This is a genomic window from uncultured Oscillibacter sp. (assembly GCF_900546705.1).
Classification (GTDB): Bacteria; Bacillota; Clostridia; order Oscillospirales; family Oscillospiraceae; genus Oscillibacter.
In genome coordinates, this window is the sequence record NZ_URDP01000022.1 from 15,211 (window position 1) to 33,322 (window position 18,112).

An 18,112-nucleotide genomic window follows, 5' to 3' on the forward strand; every position below is an offset into this window, starting at 1 on the left:
CCGCCCGGCTCATCCTTCCTCCTGCTGGTGCTCCCCTTGCGCCGCCAGGCGCTTACTCTTTTTCATAGCTCCTTACACAGCGCCCTTCGGCCCCATGCAGACTCTCTCAGCTCTCCCACTTTTCCAGCAGGGCACGCAGCTGATCGGCGAACTTGGCCAAGGACTTGTTGTCCCGGCCCTTGGAACGCTTGATGGACTCCATGACCATCTGTCCCACAGCCACCAGGCGCTCGTAAGCAGGCGTTGCCTTGGCGCCGCCGAAGCTCTTGGTCTTGCGCTCGGGCAGATACCCCGGCGAGACCTGGGTGTTGGTGATGAGGTCGTAGACCTCCGTGTACTGGGGCGCGTGGGCCTCAAACCCCAGGCCCGTCAAGGTCTGTGCAAAGTACGGCGCCACCTCCCGGTCGCCGTGCACCACGAACACATGGCGGGGATGGGGGGACTGGAAGTCCTTGATCCAGCCCAGCAGGTGGTCCCGGTCAGCGTGGGAGGAGAGGCCCTGGAAGTTCACAATCTGGGCGTTGACGGCGATCTCCTCGCCGAAGAGCTTCACGCTCTTGGCCCCGTCCAGCAGGTGGCGGCCCAGCGTACCCTCCCCCTGATAGCCCACAAACACGATGGTGCACTCCTTGCGCCAGAGGTTGTGCTTGAGGTGATGACGGATGCGGCCGGCGTCGCACATGCCGGAGGCGGAGATGATGACCTTGGGCGTGCGGTCCTCGTTGAGGGCCTTGGACTCCTCGCTGGTCTCCGTCATCCGCAGGTTGGTGAAGTTGAACATGTGGGTCCCGTCCTTCACCAGCTTCATGGCGTCGTCATCCAGATAGCCGTGGAGATCCCCGGTGAAGATGGTGGTGGCCCGCTTGGCAAGGGGCGAATCGATATACACGGCAAAGTCCGGGTTGGAGCGCACCAGGCGCCGGTCCTTGATCTCCCGGATGAAGTACAAAAGCTCCTGGGTGCGGCCCACGGCGAAGGAGGGGATGATGACGTTGCCGCCCCGTGCCATGGTCTCGTCGATGATCTTTGCCAGATCGTCCGTGTAGCTCCAAGCCTCGGCGTGGTTGCGGTCGCCGTAGGTGGACTCCATGACCACATAGTCCGCACCCCGGAAGTGGACCGGGTCCCGGATGATGGGCTGCTTGATGTTGCCCAGGTCGCCGGAGAAGACGATGCGGCGCTTCTCCTCCCCCTCCGTCAGCTCCAGGGCGATGCACGCGGAGCCCAGCAGGTGCCCCGCGTCCACAAACTCCACCTCCACGCCGGGGCACAGGTCGATGACCTGACCGTACTCGCAGGTGGTCACATACTGGCGCACCCGCTCGGCGTCCTCGATGGTGTACAGCGGCTCCACATGGGGCGCGCCGGACCGCTCGCCCTTGCGGTTTTTCCACTGGGCGTCCTGCTCCTGAATGTGGGCAGAGTCCAGCAGCATGATGTCCAGCAGCTCCGCCGTCAGCCGGGTGGTGAGGATCTGCCCCTGGAACCCCTGCTTGATGAGCATGGGGATGCGGCCGGAGTGGTCGATATGGGCATGGGTTACCAGCAGGTAGTCGATGGAGCCTGCCGCGAAGGGAAATTCCTCGTTGGACACCTCGTCCCGCCCCTGCTGGAGTCCGCAGTCAATCAGGATGCGCTTGCCGTTTACCTCCAGGCAGTGGCAGCTGCCGGTCACACACTGATCCGCGCCGAAAAAGCTCAGCTTCATAGGGAGACCTCCTTTATATCCGCGCCCGCGCCGGGCATCGTTTTATTATTTATATTGTAACACGGCCGCCTGGAAAGCACAATCGGCGTTTTCAGTGCCGGACGGCGAGGCAGACATTCATGGCGTTTTCCACAGAAAATTCAGATACGGCAATCGTTTTTTTGAAATGCGCCCTTCTATTTGTTAACTTTTTTCACATTTTTCCTTTTTTCTTTGCAATCCCGGGACAATTGTGGTATGCTACATTTGCTTTTTTGTGGAGCAAGGCTCCATTCCATATAAAAGAGTGTCATTTTTCTTTCCTTTCTCAGGAAAGAGCTGAAAACGGAAAGGATGTTTTACCGCTTATGGGTCTGATGAAAAAAATCTTTGGCGATTACAGCTCCCGGGAGCTCAAATCCATCTATCCCATTGTGGATAAGATCGAGGCCATGGCCGATGAGTACAAGGCTATGACGGACGCCCAGCTCCAGGCAAAGACGCCGGAGTTCAAGGAGCGGCTGAAAAACGGCGAGTCCCTGGACGATATTCTGCCCGAGGCTTTCGCCACCGTGCGGGAGGCCGCCGACCGTGTACTGGGCATGCGTCCCTATCGGGTGCAGCTGGTGGGCGGCGTGGTGCTCCACCAGGGCCGCATCGCCGAGATGAAGACCGGTGAGGGCAAGACCCTGGTGGCCACCCTCCCCGCCTACCTCAACGCACTGACCGGACGGGGCGTCCATATCGTCACCGTCAACGACTACCTGGCCAAGCGCGACAGCGAGTGGATGGGCAAGGTCTACCGCTTCCTGGGCCTCACCGTGGGCCTGGTGATCCACGACATCCAGCCCAAGGACCGCAAGGCCTCCTACGCCGCCGACATCACCTACGGCACCAACAACGAGTTCGGTTTCGACTACCTGCGAGACAACATGGCCATCTACGCCACCGAGATGGTGCAGCGGGGCCACGCCTTCGCCATCGTGGACGAGGTGGACTCCATCCTCATCGATGAAGCCCGTACCCCCCTCATCATCTCCGGTCAGGGGGAGAAGTCCACCCAGCTCTACGACATGGCCGAGATGTTCGTCTCCCGCCTGAAAAAGCAGGTGGTGGTCCAGATGGACAACAAGGAGGAAGAGGACACCGACATCGACGCAGACTATGTGGTGGACGAGAAGGCCAAGACCGCCACGCTCACCGCCCGGGGCATTGCCAAGGCCGAGGAGTTCTTCCACGTGGATAACCTGTCCGACCCCTCCAACTCCACCCTCTCCCACCACATTAACCAGGCCCTCAAGGCCCACGGCACCATGAAGCGGGACGTGGACTACGTGGTCAAGGACGGCGAGGTCATCATCGTCGACGAGTTCACCGGCCGTCTCATGTTTGGTCGCCGCTACTCCAACGGCCTGCACCAGGCCATCGAGGCCAAGGAGCATGTCAACGTCAACAGCGAGAACAAGACCCTGGCCACCATCACTTTCCAGAACTACTTCCGTCTCTATGACAAGCTCTCCGGCATGACCGGTACCGCCATGACCGAGCAGGAGGAGTTCGGCACCATCTACAATCTGGACATTGTGGAGATTCCCACCAACAAGCCCAACCAGCGCCACGATCACCACGACGTGGTCTATAAGACCGAGGCCGGCAAGTTCCGGGCCGTCATCGCTCAGGTGAAGGCGTGCCACGAAAAGGGCCAGCCCGTGCTGGTGGGCACCGTGTCCATTGAGAAAAACGAGCTGCTGTCCCAGCTGCTCTCCCGGGAGGGCATCCCCCACAACCTCCTCAACGCCAAGAACCACGAAAAGGAAGCGGAGATCGTGGCCCAGGCAGGCAAGCTGGGCTCCGTCACCGTGGCTACCAACATGGCCGGCCGCGGCACCGATATCATGCTGGGCGGCAATGCCGAGTACCTGGCCCGGGCCGATCTGGTGAAGGCCGGCTATTCCGAGGAGGTCATCGTGGACGCCACCGGCTATGCCGAGACGGACAACGAGGAGATCCTGGCGGCCCGCAAGCTCTTCGCCGAGCGGCTGGCCGCTCACAAGGCCGTCATCGCCGACGAGGCCGAAAAGGTCCGCGCCGCCGGAGGCCTCTTCATCATCGGCACCGAGCGTCACGAGTCCCGCCGCATCGACAACCAGCTGCGGGGCCGTGCCGGCCGTCAGGGTGACCCCGGCGAGACCCGGTTCTATATCTCCCTGGAAGACGACCTCATGCGCCTGTTCGGCGGTGAGCGCATCCAGAACATGATGGAGAAGTTCGACCTGGACGAGGACACTCCCATCGAAAACCGGATGCTCACCCGGGCCATTGAGAATGCCCAGACCACTGTGGAGTCCCGCAACTTCCAGTCCCGCAAGTCCGTGCTGGAATACGACGACGTCATGAACAAGCAGCGGGAGATCATCTATGCCCAGCGCCGCGAGGTTCTGGACGGCAAGGACATCAAGGAGACCATCCTGCACATGATGGAGACCTCCATTGCCGACCATGTGGCCCTGGCCTTCGGTCAGGCCTCCCACCTGGACGAGGCCGGCTACCGGGAGATGCTGCGGGATCTGGAGGGCACCTACTTCGCCCCCGGCGCCTTCACCCTCTCTGCCGAGGAGATTGCCACAAAGACTCAGGATGACTTCACCGAGCTGTTCACCAAGGCCGCCGAGGCTACCTACGAGGCCAAGGAGGCGGAGATCACGCCGCCCATCATGCGGGAGCTGGAGCGGGTCATCATGCTGCGGGTGGTGGACGAGTACTGGATGGACCACATCGACGCCATGGATGATCTCAAGCAGGGCATTCGTCTGCGGGCCTACGGCAACACCGATCCCGTCATCGCCTACAAACAGGAGTCTTTGACCATGTTTGAGGAGATGATTTCCGCCATCCAGAGCGAGACCGTCCGCCGGCTGTACTCCGTCCGTCTGAAGAAGGACGAGGAGGTCAAGCGGGAGCGGGTGGCCAAGGCCACCACGGAAAATGTGGGCGGCGACGGCACCGCGCCGAAAAAGCAGCCCAAGAAGGTCGTCAAGATCGGCCGCAACGACCTGTGCCCCTGCGGCAGCGGCCTGAAGTGGAAAAAGTGCACCTGCAAGGAATACCACGACAACTGATTGCCGCCCATTGAAAAATAGCTGTACGCGCTCCCTGTTCTCCTGCCGGAGGGCAGGGGGCGCGCCTCTTTCTCCTGCGCCCCAATGAAAAGGCCGGAGCATGATGACACTGATTAGGAGGATTTCATGTCTTTTCTGACTCACACCCGGGACGGCCTCGTCTATCTGACCTCTCCCCTGCTCTCCGGCGTTCGCCATGGTTTTTCCACCCGGCAGGGAGGTGTCTCCGCGCCGCCCCGGGACACGCTGAACCTGGGACCGGGGCGTGGAGACACGCCCGAACAGCTGTGGGAAAACTACCGCCGCTTCTGCGGTGCCATCGCCGTGGACCCGAAGTGCACCGTGCTGAGCCAGCAGGTACACGAGACCACCGTCCGCCTGTGCACTGCCGCGGACGCCGGCAAGGGGCTGATGCAGCCCCGGGACTATACGGCCGACGCCCTTATCACCCAGGAGCCCTCCCTGGCGCTGACGGTGTTCTCCGCCGACTGCGGCATCTTGCTGCTCTATGATCCCGTCCACCAGGCCGCCGGTGCTCTGCACGCAGGCTGGCGGGGCTGCGCCGGCGGCATCGTGGAGAAGACCGTGCGGGCCATGGAATCCCACTTCGGCACGAACCCTGCGGAGCTTCTGGCCGCCGTGGGCCCGTGCATCGGCCCGTGCTGCTTTGAAACCGATGCCGACGTTCCCGCCGCCATGACCGCCGCTCTGGGCCCTGACGCCGCGCCCTTTCTGCGCCGTCAGGGGGCAAAATGGCATGTGGACCTGGCCGGGCTCAACCGGCAGTGGCTGCTGCGCGCCGGCGTACGCGCAGAGCATGTGGACCTGTGCGGCCTTTGCACCGCCTGCCACCCGGAGCTCTTCTGGTCCCACCGGAAAATGGGGCAGGCCCGGGGACTTCAATGTGCCATGATTGCCCTGGGATCTTGTCCAAATGAATGAGGTGTTTATGAAAACACGGTTTTTTGCCCTGTGCACCGCCCTGGTGCTGACACTGACGCTGAGCGGATGCTGGCAGGATGTGGAGGAGCCGGATACCAGCCAGACCCTCCTGGAGGAGTTGGGGGACCAGACCGAGCAGGAGTCTCCCGCCGCCCTGCCCACCAGCTTCTCCCTGCCTTATCTTTCCGGCCAGACCCTGGACCCCGTCACCTGTCCGGACGGGATGCAGCAGGTAGTGGGCGGACTTTTGTACGAGGGGCTTTTCCAGCTGGACACCGCCCTGGAACCCCAGGAGTCCCTTTGCTCCGGCTACACCTATGATCCGGCCACCTTCACCTATGTGTTCACCCTTCGCACCGGCGTCCTCTTCTCCGACGGCAGTGCCCTCACTGCCCAGGATGTAGTCCAGACGCTCCAGCGGGCCAGATCCTCCGCCCGGTACAGTGCCCGGCTGGCCCAGGTGTCTTCCATCACCGCCGGCCAGGGGACGGTCACCATTGTACTGAGCAAGGCCAACACGGGCTTTGCTGCCCTGCTGGACATTCCCATCGTCAAGGCCGGGACGGAATCCTCGCTGGTGCCTGTGGGAACCGGCCCCTATGCCTTCGTCAGCGATGACCAGGGCGCCCGCTTGAGCCTCAACTCTCACTGGTGGGGCGGCGCCGCCCTGCCGGTGGACACCATCTCCCTCTCGGCCGCTGCCGACCGGGATACCATGCTCTATCAGTTCACCTCCCACGACGTGCAGCTCATTACTGCCGATCTCATTGGCACGGAGCCCGTCAGCGTCACCGGCAGCATCCACTTCCAGGACGCGGACACCACGGTGCTGCACTATATCGGCTTCAACACCAAAAAAGCGCCCTTTGATAATCAGGCACTGCGCTGCGCGCTCTCCCTGGGCATCAACCGGGACTCCATCATCAGTGCCTTTCTCTCCGGCCACGGCACCGCCACTCAGTTTCCGGTATCCCCTGTCACATCCCTCTACCCCACAGATCTGGAGCAAACCTATTCCTACGACGCCTTTGCCCAGGCCATGGCACAGGCGGGCTACAACTCCGGCTCCACCCGTACGGTAACGCTGCTGGTCAACAGCGAAAACAGCTTCAAGGTCTCCGCTGCCACCGCCATTGCCCAGGCCCTCTCCGCCTTTGACCTGCAGGTGGAAGTCCGGGCGCTGCCCTGGTCAGAGTATACCGCAGCGCTCTCCGCAGGACAGTTCGACCTCTACTATGGTGAAGTGCGGCTGACGGCGGACTGGAACCTCTCCGCCCTGCTGGGCACCGGCGGTTCGCTGAACTTCGGCGGATGGTCCAATGCCCAGACGGACGCCCTGCTGACCTCCTTTGCCGCAGCCAGCGACCGCAAAACCTCCATGCACTCTCTGTGCACCCATCTCCAGACCGTCTGCCCTCTGATTCCCATCTGCTTCAAATCCACCTCCGTGCTGGTGCAGGACGGCGTGGTAGACGGGCTTCAGCCCACCATGTCCAACCCCTTCTACCAGTTCTCCTCCTGTACCATCCACCTGCAAAAATAAAAAAGAGACACCTTCGGGTGTCTCTTTTTTATGGTCCGGGCGGAACCGGGCCCGCCGGATTTGACGCAATCAGCGCCAGCTTCCGGGCCCGGGTCAGCTTCTTGATGGCTGCCTCCCGCCGCAGCGCCGCCCCCTTGTCCGCAGCCTCTTCCGCATATGCCAGCTCCACGGGCAGCCGGCTGCGGGTATACTTGGCGCCGCTGCCGCTCTGGTGCGCCTTCAGCCGCCTTGCCACGTCGTTGGTACTGCCGGTATACAGCGTTCCGTCCGCACACGAAAGGATATACACATAGTAAGCCATACGTTTTCCTCCCACCACACTATACCACAGGTTTTCTCTGCCGGACAGCCCGTCTTTTTCGTATGAGGACTTCCCCTGCCTGCATAGTCTCTTCCCGGAGGGATGCCCATGTTCACAGCCGCGCTTTTGCTGTTTGCCAATACCCTGCTCTTTTCCCTGCGCCTGTCCGGCGGCGGTTCGTTCCCCAAGCCTCTGTCCGCGGCGGAAGAGCGGGAATATCTCCAGCGCTACGCCAACGGGGATCAGGAAGCCCGGGACATTCTGATTGAGCGGAATCTGCGTCTGGTGGCCCACATTATCAAGAAATACTACACCCAGAGCAGTGACCAGGAGGATCTGATCTCCATCGGGACCATCGGGCTCATCAAGGGAATCACCAGCTTCAATCCGGAAAAAGGGGCCCGTCTGGCCACCTATGCCGCACGGTGCATCGAAAATGAAATTCTCATGTACTTCCGCAGTCAGAAAAAGCTCCAGGGAGAGGTCTCCTTGTCGGACGCCATCGACTCCGATCAGGACGGCAACGCCCTGCAGCTTCTGGACGTGGTGGGCGTGGACGACACCATGCTTGACGACCTGCACGACCGGGACAGCGCCCGGGAGCTGCACCGGCTGGTGCGGGATCACCTGACGGCCCGGGAGGCCGAGATCATCCGCCTGCGCTACGGTCTGGGCGGAACGCTCCCCCTGACGCAGCGGGAAGTGGCCGCGTCCTTCGGTATCTCCCGGTCCTATGTCTCCCGGATCGAAAAGCGGGCGCTGGAAAAACTGCATGCCCTGATGGAGGAGACGGCCACCCCCGTCCACCGCTCCGGCAGCTCCGCCGCCCGCCCCAAATCCTGACCTTGCGATTTCCGGTCCGGCATGGTATCCTAACAAATAGCGTGTACCGCCGGATAGGTGTGCCGCGCATTTTACAAAGGAGAGCCTGCCGCATGAATATTGTGATTCTGGACGGATATACAGAAAACCCCGGGGATCTGAGCTGGAACGCTCTGGAACAGTTCGGTCACCTGACCGTCTATGACCGCACCTCCCGCACGGATCGATCCGAGATTATCTCCCGCATCGGCGACGCGGAGATCGTCATCACCAACAAGACACCGCTGACCAGGGAAATCCTGGACGCGTGTCCCGCCATACGCTATATCGCCATTCTCGCCACCGGATACAACGTGGTGGACGTGGCCTATGCCCGGGAAAAGGGGATTCCCGTCTCCAACGTTCCCTCTTACGGCACCGCCGCTGTGGGGCAGTACACCATCGCGCTGCTGCTGGAGATTTGCCACCACGTGGCCCATCACAGCGATACGGTCTACGCCGGCAAGTGGGAACGCTGCCCGGACTTTTGCTACTGGGACTACCCGCTCATCGAGCTGGACGGAAAAACCATGGGCATCATCGGCTTCGGCCGCATCGGCCAGGCCACCGGCCGCATTGCCCGGGCCCTGGGCATGAAGGTGCTGGCCACCGGCTCCCATCCCACGGAGGAAGGCCGCGCCATCGCCCAATACACCGACCTGGACACGGTACTCTCCTCCTCGGATGTGATTGCCCTCCACTGCCCGCTGTTTCCTGAGACCGCAGGGATGATCAACCGGGAGACCATTGCCCGAATGAAAGACGGTGTGATTCTGCTCAACACGGCCCGGGGCGGCCTGGTGGTGGAGCAGGATCTGGCAGACGCCCTTAACAGCGGCAAAGTCTATGCCGCGGCGGTGGACAGCGTGTCCTCCGAGCCCATCCGGGGCGACAATCCCCTGCTGAAGGCCAAAAACTGCATCATCACGCCCCACATCGCCTGGGGCTCCCGGGAGAGCCGTCAGCGCATCATGGACTGCACCGCGGAGAACCTGCGGGCATTTCTCTCCGGAAAACCCATCAATACAGTCAACTGATACCCTGGGGCGCCTGCCGCGGCAGGCGCCCCAGGGCTGTCTTTCTTGCGTCATTGTGGAAAAACTGCTATAATAAAGCAATATTTTTACGGAAGGAGCCGATGCATGGTGAAAAAACTGGTTCTGGTGACCCAGGCGGCCTCCACCTGTCCCACATACGCCCAGTGGCTGTATGAATTTTTCGGCTCCAACATCTCCCTGGAGCTGTTCAGCGTGGAGGAGGACGACTTTTCCTCCATGAGCACCGACGCGGATCTCTACATTGTCGCCGCTACCTCCACCGACGCATTCAGCCAGGTGATGAACACCATCCCGCCGGAGCGGAAAGTCGTCTCCCCCACCATCACCTTTTTTAAAAAGGAGATCGATACCCTCCGCCAGCTGCCCCGGGGCACCCGGGCCATGCTGGTCAACCTCAGCGTGGAAATGTCCATTGAGAGCATTGCCGAGCTCAACCGACTGGGCATTACCCAGATCGAGTTCACCCCTGTCTATCCCGGCTCCAGCTACCCGCCGGACGTGGAGCTGGCCATCACCCCCGGAGAGAGCCGCTATGTCCCGCCCACGGCGCTGCGGGTGCTGGATCTGGGACCCCGGGTCTTTTCCGCAAACACCCTGATGGAGATCGCCCTGGCCCTGGGGTTTACCTGGTTTCCCAAAAGCCAGGAGTTCCGTACCTACGCCGCCTCCCTGGCCGATCCGGGTCAAAGTCTTGCCTCCCTCTGGAGCGCCAATTTGAAGACGGAAACCTATCTGGACATTCTGATGGGGGCCCTGGAAACCGGTATTCTGGGCGTGGACCGGGACGGACTGATCTTCGCTCTCAACTCCGTGGCCGAGTCCATGCTGGGCCTGCACAGAAAGGATGCCATTGGCCAGTCACTGACCTTTGCCTGCCGGGACCTGGACCGGCAGCTGACAGAGAGCGACCGGTGTCAGAAGGCCTCCCGCCTGATCCAGCTGGGAGATACCTACATCAATCTCTCCACCGCCCCCATCAACTGGCAGGATGAAACCATCGGCTGTTTCGTACTGCTCCAGCGCTTTACGGAGGAGGAAAACCGGCAGCACCAGTTCCGCCTCCAGCTCTATCACCGGGGGTATCAGTCCAAGTACGTCTTTGACGATATCATCGGTCAGAGCGACATCATGCTGCGCACCAAGCAGATTGCCGCCCGGATGGCCCGCACGGAGTCGGCCATCCTGCTCACCGGTGAAAGCGGTACCGGCAAGGAGCTCTTTGCCCACTCCATCCACAATGCCTCCCGCCGCCGCGACATGCCCTTTGTGGCCATCAACTGTGCCGCCCTTTCGGAGACACTGCTGGAAAGTGAGCTGTTCGGCTATGACGAGGGCGCCTTCACCGGCGCCAAAAAAGGCGGAAAGCTGGGCCTTTTTGAATACGCCCACCGGGGCACTCTGTTTCTCGATGAGATCGAGGGCATGAGCCAGACTTTGCAGATCAAGCTGCTGCGGGTACTGCAGGAGAAGGAGTTCATGCGGGTAGGCGGCAACCGCATCATCCCAACGGATGTGCGGATTATCGCCGCCTCCAATGAAGACATCCTGGAACTGGTACACCAGGGTATGTTCCGCAAGGATCTCTATTACCGGCTCAACACCCTGCCCATTGCCATCCCGCCTCTGCGGGAGCGGGGAGACGACCTTTTTTTGATCGCCCGCCATCTGATGGAAAAAAACGGAACCTCCTACCAGTTCTCCCCCGATGCCCAGGCGGTGCTGCGGGCTTATCCCTGGGAGGGCAACGTGCGGGAGCTGGCAAATCTGGTGGAATACCTCTCCATGCTGGGCAAAGACATAGTGGAGGCGGAGGATCTTCCCTCCTATATGCTGGAAGCCGCCGCGCCTCGTCCGGCAGCCCCTTCCCCATCCGGCGGAACGCCGGACTTCCAGCGGGCCGCCCAGGGTCGGGAAGAGGCTTTCACCTTTCTGGTGTGCGCCATGGGCCGGGCAGGCTGCGGCATAGGGCGGGGCACACTGCTCCGCCAGGCCCGGGAACAGGGTCTTTTGCTGACAGAGCAGGAGATCCGCGACATTCTCCGCACACTCCACGGCCTGGGACTGGTTTCCGTGTCCCGTGGCCGCGGCGGCAGCCGGCTGACCCAGGCAGGACAGCAGCTGTTACAGCAACTCTCTTGCAAATAGGTTAAACAATTGGGTGAAGTTAAAATAGTTCACCCAATTATTTTCTCGTTTTATCCAGTTTTCTTGAGAAAACTTCCCAATAATCTTGTGCATCCTGTTGTCTTTTCTCTATTGAAATCGGCAAGCTTTAACAAATTATTAACGTTTCCCTGTTTTGGCATATATTTTGCTTTATATTTAGACAACAAGCCACGCGTCACATGATGAGGAGGATTAAAGCATGTCTTACAACTTTGATGAAATCGTGGATCGCTCCAATAACTATGCGGCCAAGTTCCAGGAGGCGGAGCTGCATTACGGCACCAACAACGTGATCCCGCTGTGGATTGCGGACATGGACTTCCGGACGGCTCCGTGCATTGTGGAAGCCATCAAGCAGCGGGCCGACCAGGGCATCTTCGGCTACACCTGGCGCACCCCCAAATACTTTGAGGCCATCGCCGCCTGGCAGCAAAAGCGCAATGGCTGGCTGCCGGATATCGCCAAAATGGCCTTTGCCCCCGGTGTGGTCCCCGGCATGCGGATGATCCTCACCATGTTTACCCAGCCCGGCGACAAGGTGCTCATCCAGCAGCCCGTCTATCATCCCTTCGCAGACGTGGTCAACAACACCGGCCGCCAGCTGGTGGTCAGCCCCCTGAAGCGGGATGAAAACGGCTACTACACCATGGATCTGGAGGACTTCGAAGCTAAGGCCAAGGACGGCGCCAAGTACTTCATCCTCTGCAATCCCCACAACCCCGTGGGCCGCTGCTGGACCCGGGAAGAGCTCAAGCAGGTGGGCGATATCTGCGTCAAGTACGGCGTGGAGATCCTCTCCGACGAGATCCACTCCGACCTGATGCTCGACGGCCACAAGCACACCTGCATGGCCTCCGTCTCTCCGGAGATTGCCGCCATCACCACCACCTGCATCGCCCCCAGCAAGACCTTCAACCTGGCGGGCCTCCAGTCCTCCACCATCGTCTTCAACGACGAGGCCAAGAAGGACGCCTACGTGGCGGAGCTCAAGCGGATGGACATTGCCCGGAACAACTGCTTCTCCCTGGTGGCCACCATGGAGGCCTACAACCACGGCGAGGACTGGCTGGAAGAGCTGCTGGTCTATCTGAGCGACAACATGCGCTTCATCCGCTCCTTCTGCGCCGAGCGCCTGCCGGAGCTCAAGCCCAACACCCCTGAGGCCACCTATCTCAACTGGGTGGACGCCCGGGCGCTGGGCATGGACGACGACACCCTGAAGAAGTTCTGCGTGGAGAAGGCCGGTGTGGCCTTCGGCGAGGGTCCCGACTTCGGATTCGGCGGCTCCGGCTTCCTGCGTCTCAACGCCGCCTGCCCCCGCAGCGTCATCGAAAAGGCCCTGACTCAAATGGAACAGGCGGTTCACAGCCGCTGAACCAGATAGACAAGAGCGTATAAAGAGAGGAGAAAGCAAGATGGAAAACCAAAAGAAACTTGGCGCCGCCGCGTTTTTGCCCCTGATCGTGTTCCTGGCTCTGTACGTCGGATGTGGCATCACCTTTACGCTGACGGGGGCCGAGGACCCCTTCGGACAGTTCCCCCGCCACGTGGCGCTGCTGGCCGGCGTGGCCGTGGCACTGCTGCTGGCACCCAAGGTCAAGGTCAGTGAGAAGCTGGATGTATTCTGCCAGAGCATGGGCAACTCCGGCGTTATGATGATCGTACTGATCTATCTGATGGCCGGCGGCTTCCAGGGTGCCGCAGCCACCATGGGCGGCAAGGACTCCGTCATCAACATGGCTCTGCACTTCATCCCCGTTTCCCTGCTGATCCCCGGCGTGTTCTTGATGTGCTGCTTCATCTCCACCGCCATCGGTACCTCCATGGGCACCATCGCCGCCATGGCTCCCGTGGCCATCGGTGTGGCCCAGGGTGCCGGCCTGAACGCCGCCATCGTGGGCGCCGCAGTCATTGGCGGCTCCTACTTCGGCGACAACCTGTCCATGATTTCCGACACCACCATCTCCGCCGCTCAGGGCTGCGGCTCTGAGATGCGGGACAAGTTCCGCATGAACTTCTTCATGGCCCTGCCCGCCGCCATCATTGCCATCGTGCTCTATGCGGTTCTGGGCGGCCACGGCTCCGGCAGCATCGAGGCCGGCGCTTACAGCGTGATTCAGGTTCTGCCCTATATCGTGGTTCTCATCACCGCCCTCATGGGCATCAACGTGGCTGTGGTCCTGTTCATCGGCATCCTGATGACCGGCGTCATCGGCATCGCCCAGGGCACCGTGGGCTTCTTCGAGTGGGTCCAGGGCATCGGCAGCGGTATGAGCGACATGTTCTCCATCAGCATCGTGGCCGTGCTCATCTCCGGCATCATCGGTCTGGTCCGCTACTACGGCGGTGTGGAGTGGCTGGTTGCCGCTATCACCTCCAAGATCCGCAGCCGCCGCGGCGCCGAGTACGGCATCGGCCTGCTGTCCGGCGTGCTCTCCGCCGCTCTGGTCAACAACACCATCGGCATCATCGTCACCTGCCCCATCGCCAAGGAGATCGGCGGCAAGTACGGCATCGCCCCCAAGCGCCTTGCCAGCCTGGTGGATATCTTCGCCTGCGCCTTCCTGGCCCTGATGCCCCACGACGGCGGCATCCTCATTGTCACGGAGCTGGCCGGCTGCACGCCGCTGGATATCCTGCCCTACTCCTTCTACATGTTCGCGCTGATCATTTTCACCTGCATCACCATTCAGTTCGGTCTGCTGCGTACTCCCGAGGAGAAGGAATTCGCCAAGAAGCAGGCTGCTGCCAAGTAAAAACCGTTCCCTGCAAAAAAAACCGGATGCCCAAAAGGGCATCCGGTTTTTTCAGATGTCTGTGCTGCTCTGGCCGCAGCCCCCTGCCCCGGGGCAGGGAAATCCACCTGCGGAATACTCACAGCGGTCATTGGTGCAGTGGAGCGCCGTCCGGCGCCCCAGAACCCCGTACACCCCCTCATAGCTCCGGGAGATCTTCTGAAAACGGCTGTTTCCTCCGCCGTTGCTGATGCACAGAAACTCACACGGCGGAAGCCGGTCGCAAAAGTGAGAGTCCGTTCCATGGTGAGGTGCCTTGATGATCCGGTAATCATCCCGGAAAAAAGGCGGCCCGTACCTGCCGTCCGCCTGCCGCCGCAGTACCCGTCCCGGCACGTCTCCCGTCATCAGCACCGTCCCCTCCGGACAGGGCATGCAGTTATGAAACACCAGGCTGACCTTGTTCCAGTCCTCCTGAAGCGTCCGGGCATAGTAGTGCATTCCCCGGCGGAGCTCCGCGTCCGACACATAGGCAAGGCGCAGCTGACGGACCAGCAGAGCTGCCTGGCGATAGAGCACCTGATAATCCGGGCCCTGCTCCGAAAAAAGCTCCAGCTGCCGGGGCAAGTCCATCCGCGCCGCAAAATCCCGCAGCAGCACGTCTGCCAAGGCATTGACGGTATACCATACTCCCTCCTCCGGCGGGCCCTCCACACGGCGCTCCAGCTGCTCCAGGAAGCGCAGAAACGCCGCCCGCCGTCTCCGGGTGATATCCTTTGGCTCCAGCCGCGGCCACAGCACCTCATAATCCGTGTCATCCAGCGTAAACCGGACGCCCCGCCGCAAAAGCGAAACCCGGCCGCCCACAGCCGGCAGTATCTGCCGCAGCAGTTCTGCCAGGGTAAACTCCGGCGCCCGGTCCAGAATCACCGCCTCCAGCAGCTCCCCCAGCAGGCTGTCCACCAGCGCATCCTGTCTGCCGGGCACCCGCAGTCCGAAAATGTCCGGCAGGTACACTGTCCGGATGGGCGGCAGGCTGTGTGCTGACGGCTGATTCCGCAGTCCGGACCAGTGGTCCTTGTGGAAATGCGTCAGCAGCAGCGACAGCGTCGCCCCGCTGCACGCGGCACGGATGTCGTCCCGGATCGGGTCGAAATCCACCCGCCCGTCAATGCTTCCCAGGTCCACCAGCAGGTGCTCCCGCCTGCCCAGCAGCAAAAAAGCGTCCCCAAATTCCACATTGTACATGCGAAGCCGCGGACTCATTTCAGATCCCCTCTCTCTTTTTTCGGGTTCTCTCCATCCTCGGAGGGAAAAAAAGAGCACGGCTCCGGGAGCCGTGCCCCATCCAATCGGATTATCGGATTTCAGTATCTGCGCACCACTGCGGCCACCTTGCCCAGAATCTGGGCATGAGTGCCGTCAATGGGACTGTAAGCTTCATTTTCCGGCAGCAGCCATACCCGTCCGTTTCTCCGGGAAAACCGCTTGACCGTGGCCTCGTCCTCCAGAAGCGCCACCACGATCTCTCCGTTGTTGGCGGTGGGCTGGCGGCGCACCACCACCAAGTCCCCCGGCAGAATTCCGGCGCCCAGCATGGACTCGCCCCGCACCCGCAGCGCAAAATACTCGTCATTCCGCCCGCCTGTGTCAAAGGTCAGATAGTCCTCAATGCATTCCTCCGCCAAAATGGGGCTGCCGGCGGCCACGTTGCCCACAATGGGCACCCGGTCCTCCGGTACCGGCGGTGCAGTCAACGTGATGGCACGTCCCTTTCCCGCGCCCTTGGCAATCACGCCGGCCTCCTCCAGATGCTTGAGATGGAAATGAACCGTAGAAGGAGACTTCAGACCCACAGCCTCTCCAATCTCCCGGACGGAGGGCGGATACCCCTGCTCCCGGATACAGGACACGATATACGCATAGATCTTCTGCTGCATTTTGGAAAGCTCCGCCATAGGCGCCTCCTTCTTCCACCGGTGCTGATATCTATGAAAGAAGTGTATCACAGATTTAACAATAATGCAACGTTTGTTCCACCATATTTCCGGAAGAATTTCCTTAAATTCCATGGGCGGTCATGCCGTTTCTGCGCCGGATTTTCCCCCTCTTTTTTGACCAAAACCCTTGAAATGCTGGGACAACTATGGTAGTATAGTGTTCTGTGAAATGACAATTCATGCCTTTGCATGATCAATGGTGGAGGTTTTCCTATGAACACTTTGACTCTGGTAATCACGATCCTGCAGCTGCTGTGCGGTCTTGCGGTCATTCTGGTGGTTTTGTTCCAGTCCGGCAAGAGCGCGGGTCTGTCCGGCTCCATCGGCGGTGTGGCGGACTCCTTCCTGGCCAAGAACAAGGCCAAGACCATGGATGCCAAGCTGGCCCGTGCCACCAAGTGGGTGGGCGCCGTGTTCCTGATCCTGACGTTCATTCTCCTGGTTCTGTAATCCCATACAGCAAAAGACGCCTGCCAGACGGCAGGCGTCTTTTTTATCCCGTTCCTGTACGGTACAACACCCCAGGCTGCGGCTCCACGCCGTTGAGCGCCAACAGCTCTTCCACCGTCACAAACCGGTATCCCTGAGGCGTGAGGATATCAATAATCTGCAATGCCGCCTCCACCGACGAGGGATAAATATCATGCAGCAAAACGATGGAATTGTCCTGGATGGTATCCAGAACCGCGTCCACCACCATCCCTGTGTTGCGGCTCTCCCAGTCCCTGGGGTCCACCGACCACTTTACCAGCGGCATGTCCAGCAGCGCCCGCTCCCCCTCGTCCAGAAGTCCGTAGGGCGGCCGCAGCCAGTACTGCCCCTCCCCCAGGATTTGTTCCAGCTGTGCCTGGGCACGGCCCGTCTCTGTGAGAATCGTCTCTGCGGCGGCTCCTTGCAGCCGTGTGTGGCTCCAGGTATGGCTGCCCACCTGGTGTCCCTCCGCCTTCATACGCCGCACCAGATCCGGATAGGATGCCGCCCGCTCCCCCACCAGGAAAAACGTGGCGCTGGCTCCCCGGCGCCGCAGGCCGTCCAGCAGCCGCGCCGTCGTATCCGGCTGCGGCCCGTCATCAAACGTCAACGCCACGTAGTGAGTCTGTGCGGGGATCTCCGCCGGACCGTCCACCATCTGCGCAGCAGTCTGTGCGGTTCGCACGGCAACCACCGTCAAAAGACACAGCGCCAGAAACGCCCAACGCTTTCCCATCTCTTCGCCTCCATTCTCCCGTTTAGTTTGTGCGGAAGAAAAAAGAGTTTCCGTGGAAAAGTCAGGAGATCACTGCGCCCAGACATGTCTTATCTGGCGTATTTTTAAATACAATTTGTATATTATAGTCTATAATTTCCATATTGTATTTGATTTTTGTAAAGCGCTGCTGTTCCGACGCAAAAAAACGCCTCTGTCTGATTTCTCAGACAGGGGCGTTTTCCACAGCTGTGGTTTGATTATTTCACCAGCTCGATGATCGCGGTCTCCGCGGCATCACCGCGGCGAACGCCGGTGCGCACGATGCGGGTATAGCCGCCGTTGCGCTCGGCATAGCTGGGAGCGATCTCCTTGAACAGCTTCTTGCACACGTCTTCACGGGTGATGAAGCTCATGGCCTGCCGGTAGGCAGCCAGGTCGCTCTTCTTGCCGAGGGTAATCATCTTCTCAGCCAGGGGCTTGATCTCCTTGGCACGGGTGACGGTGGTCTCCA

General features: G+C 60.8%; 15 protein-coding genes. 9 read left to right on the forward strand and 6 right to left on the reverse strand.

Annotation, left to right across the window (positions count from 1 at the left end):
• Positions 1-106: 106 nt before the first annotated feature.
• Positions 107-1,708, reverse strand: coding sequence for an MBL fold metallo-hydrolase RNA specificity domain-containing protein (locus QZS13_RS06250; protein ID WP_295586998.1), 1,602 nt, complete (start codon positions 1,706-1,708; stop codon positions 107-109).
• A 347-nt stretch (positions 1,709-2,055) separates the two neighbouring features.
• Here QZS13_RS06250 and secA point away from each other — a divergent pair, with 347 nt between their 5' ends.
• The 3 genes from secA to QZS13_RS06265 all read left to right on the forward strand — a co-directional run bounded on the left by secA (position 2,056) and on the right by QZS13_RS06265 (position 7,291).
• The gene (gene secA / locus QZS13_RS06255; RefSeq protein WP_295587000.1) at positions 2,056-4,806 is read left to right on the forward strand and encodes a preprotein translocase subunit SecA; all 2,751 of its coding nucleotides are present in this window, start codon (positions 2,056-2,058) and stop codon (positions 4,804-4,806) included.
• A 126-nt stretch (positions 4,807-4,932) separates the two neighbouring features.
• Positions 4,933-5,748, forward strand: coding sequence for a peptidoglycan editing factor PgeF (gene pgeF, locus QZS13_RS06260; protein WP_295587003.1), 816 nt, complete (start codon positions 4,933-4,935; stop codon positions 5,746-5,748).
• 7 nt (positions 5,749-5,755) lie between these two features.
• The gene (locus QZS13_RS06265; protein ID WP_295587005.1) at positions 5,756-7,291 is read left to right on the forward strand and encodes an ABC transporter substrate-binding protein; all 1,536 of its coding nucleotides are present in this window, start codon (positions 5,756-5,758) and stop codon (positions 7,289-7,291) included.
• Positions 7,292-7,319: 28 nt separating this feature from the next.
• On the opposite strand, the gene QZS13_RS06270 is transcribed toward QZS13_RS06265, so the two are convergent.
• On the reverse strand, positions 7,320-7,592 hold the full coding sequence (locus tag QZS13_RS06270; RefSeq protein ID WP_295587007.1) for a GIY-YIG nuclease family protein: 273 nt from the start codon (positions 7,590-7,592) through the stop codon (positions 7,320-7,322).
• 108 nt (positions 7,593-7,700) lie between these two features.
• On the opposite strand from QZS13_RS06270, the gene sigK reads away from it, so the two are divergent.
• The 5 genes from sigK (at position 7,701) to QZS13_RS06295 (ending at position 14,433) form a co-directional block, all read left to right on the forward strand.
• Positions 7,701-8,435, forward strand: a complete 735-nt coding sequence (sigK, locus tag QZS13_RS06275; protein WP_295587009.1) for an RNA polymerase sporulation sigma factor SigK — start codon at positions 7,701-7,703, stop codon at positions 8,433-8,435.
• A 92-nt stretch (positions 8,436-8,527) separates the two neighbouring features.
• Positions 8,528-9,490, forward strand: coding sequence for a D-2-hydroxyacid dehydrogenase (locus tag QZS13_RS06280; protein ID WP_295587011.1), 963 nt, complete (start codon positions 8,528-8,530; stop codon positions 9,488-9,490).
• 108 nt (positions 9,491-9,598) lie between these two features.
• On the forward strand, positions 9,599-11,656 hold the full coding sequence (locus QZS13_RS06285) for a sigma-54-dependent Fis family transcriptional regulator (RefSeq protein WP_295587013.1): 2,058 nt from the start codon (positions 9,599-9,601) through the stop codon (positions 11,654-11,656).
• 220 nt (positions 11,657-11,876) lie between these two features.
• On the forward strand, positions 11,877-13,052 hold the full coding sequence (locus QZS13_RS06290; RefSeq protein ID WP_295587015.1) for a MalY/PatB family protein: 1,176 nt from the start codon (positions 11,877-11,879) through the stop codon (positions 13,050-13,052).
• 40 nt (positions 13,053-13,092) lie between these two features.
• Positions 13,093-14,433 carry a Na+/H+ antiporter NhaC family protein gene (locus QZS13_RS06295; protein WP_295587017.1) on the forward strand — a complete coding sequence of 447 codons (1,341 nt, stop codon included), beginning with the start codon at positions 13,093-13,095 and terminating at the stop codon, positions 14,431-14,433.
• 51 nt (positions 14,434-14,484) lie between these two features.
• Here QZS13_RS06295 and QZS13_RS06300 read toward each other — a convergent pair whose 3' ends face one another.
• Entirely contained in the window at positions 14,485-15,678 is a 1,194-nt protein-coding gene (locus QZS13_RS06300; protein ID WP_295587019.1) for a hypothetical protein, read from the reverse strand.
• A gap of 101 nt (positions 15,679-15,779) precedes the next feature.
• Positions 15,780-16,370 (reverse strand): transcriptional repressor LexA, encoded by a 591-nt coding sequence (gene lexA / locus QZS13_RS06305; RefSeq protein ID WP_295587020.1) that lies wholly within the window; start codon positions 16,368-16,370, stop codon positions 15,780-15,782.
• 255 nt (positions 16,371-16,625) lie between these two features.
• Between lexA and secG the strand changes: the two genes are divergently transcribed.
• Complete coding sequence (gene secG / locus QZS13_RS06310) at positions 16,626-16,862, forward strand: preprotein translocase subunit SecG (protein WP_295587022.1); 237 nt, start codon at positions 16,626-16,628, stop codon at positions 16,860-16,862.
• Positions 16,863-16,905: 43 nt separating this feature from the next.
• Here the strand turns inward: secG and QZS13_RS06315 are convergent, their stop codons facing one another.
• Together QZS13_RS06315 and rplQ are read right to left on the reverse strand one after the other, a co-directional pair.
• Positions 16,906-17,619 carry a polysaccharide deacetylase family protein gene (locus QZS13_RS06315; RefSeq protein ID WP_295587025.1) on the reverse strand — a complete coding sequence of 238 codons (714 nt, stop codon included), beginning with the start codon at positions 17,617-17,619 and terminating at the stop codon, positions 16,906-16,908.
• 239 nt (positions 17,620-17,858) lie between these two features.
• A partial coding sequence (gene rplQ, locus QZS13_RS06320) for a 50S ribosomal protein L17 (RefSeq protein ID WP_295587027.1) occupies positions 17,859-18,112 on the reverse strand: 254 nt, incomplete at its 5' end.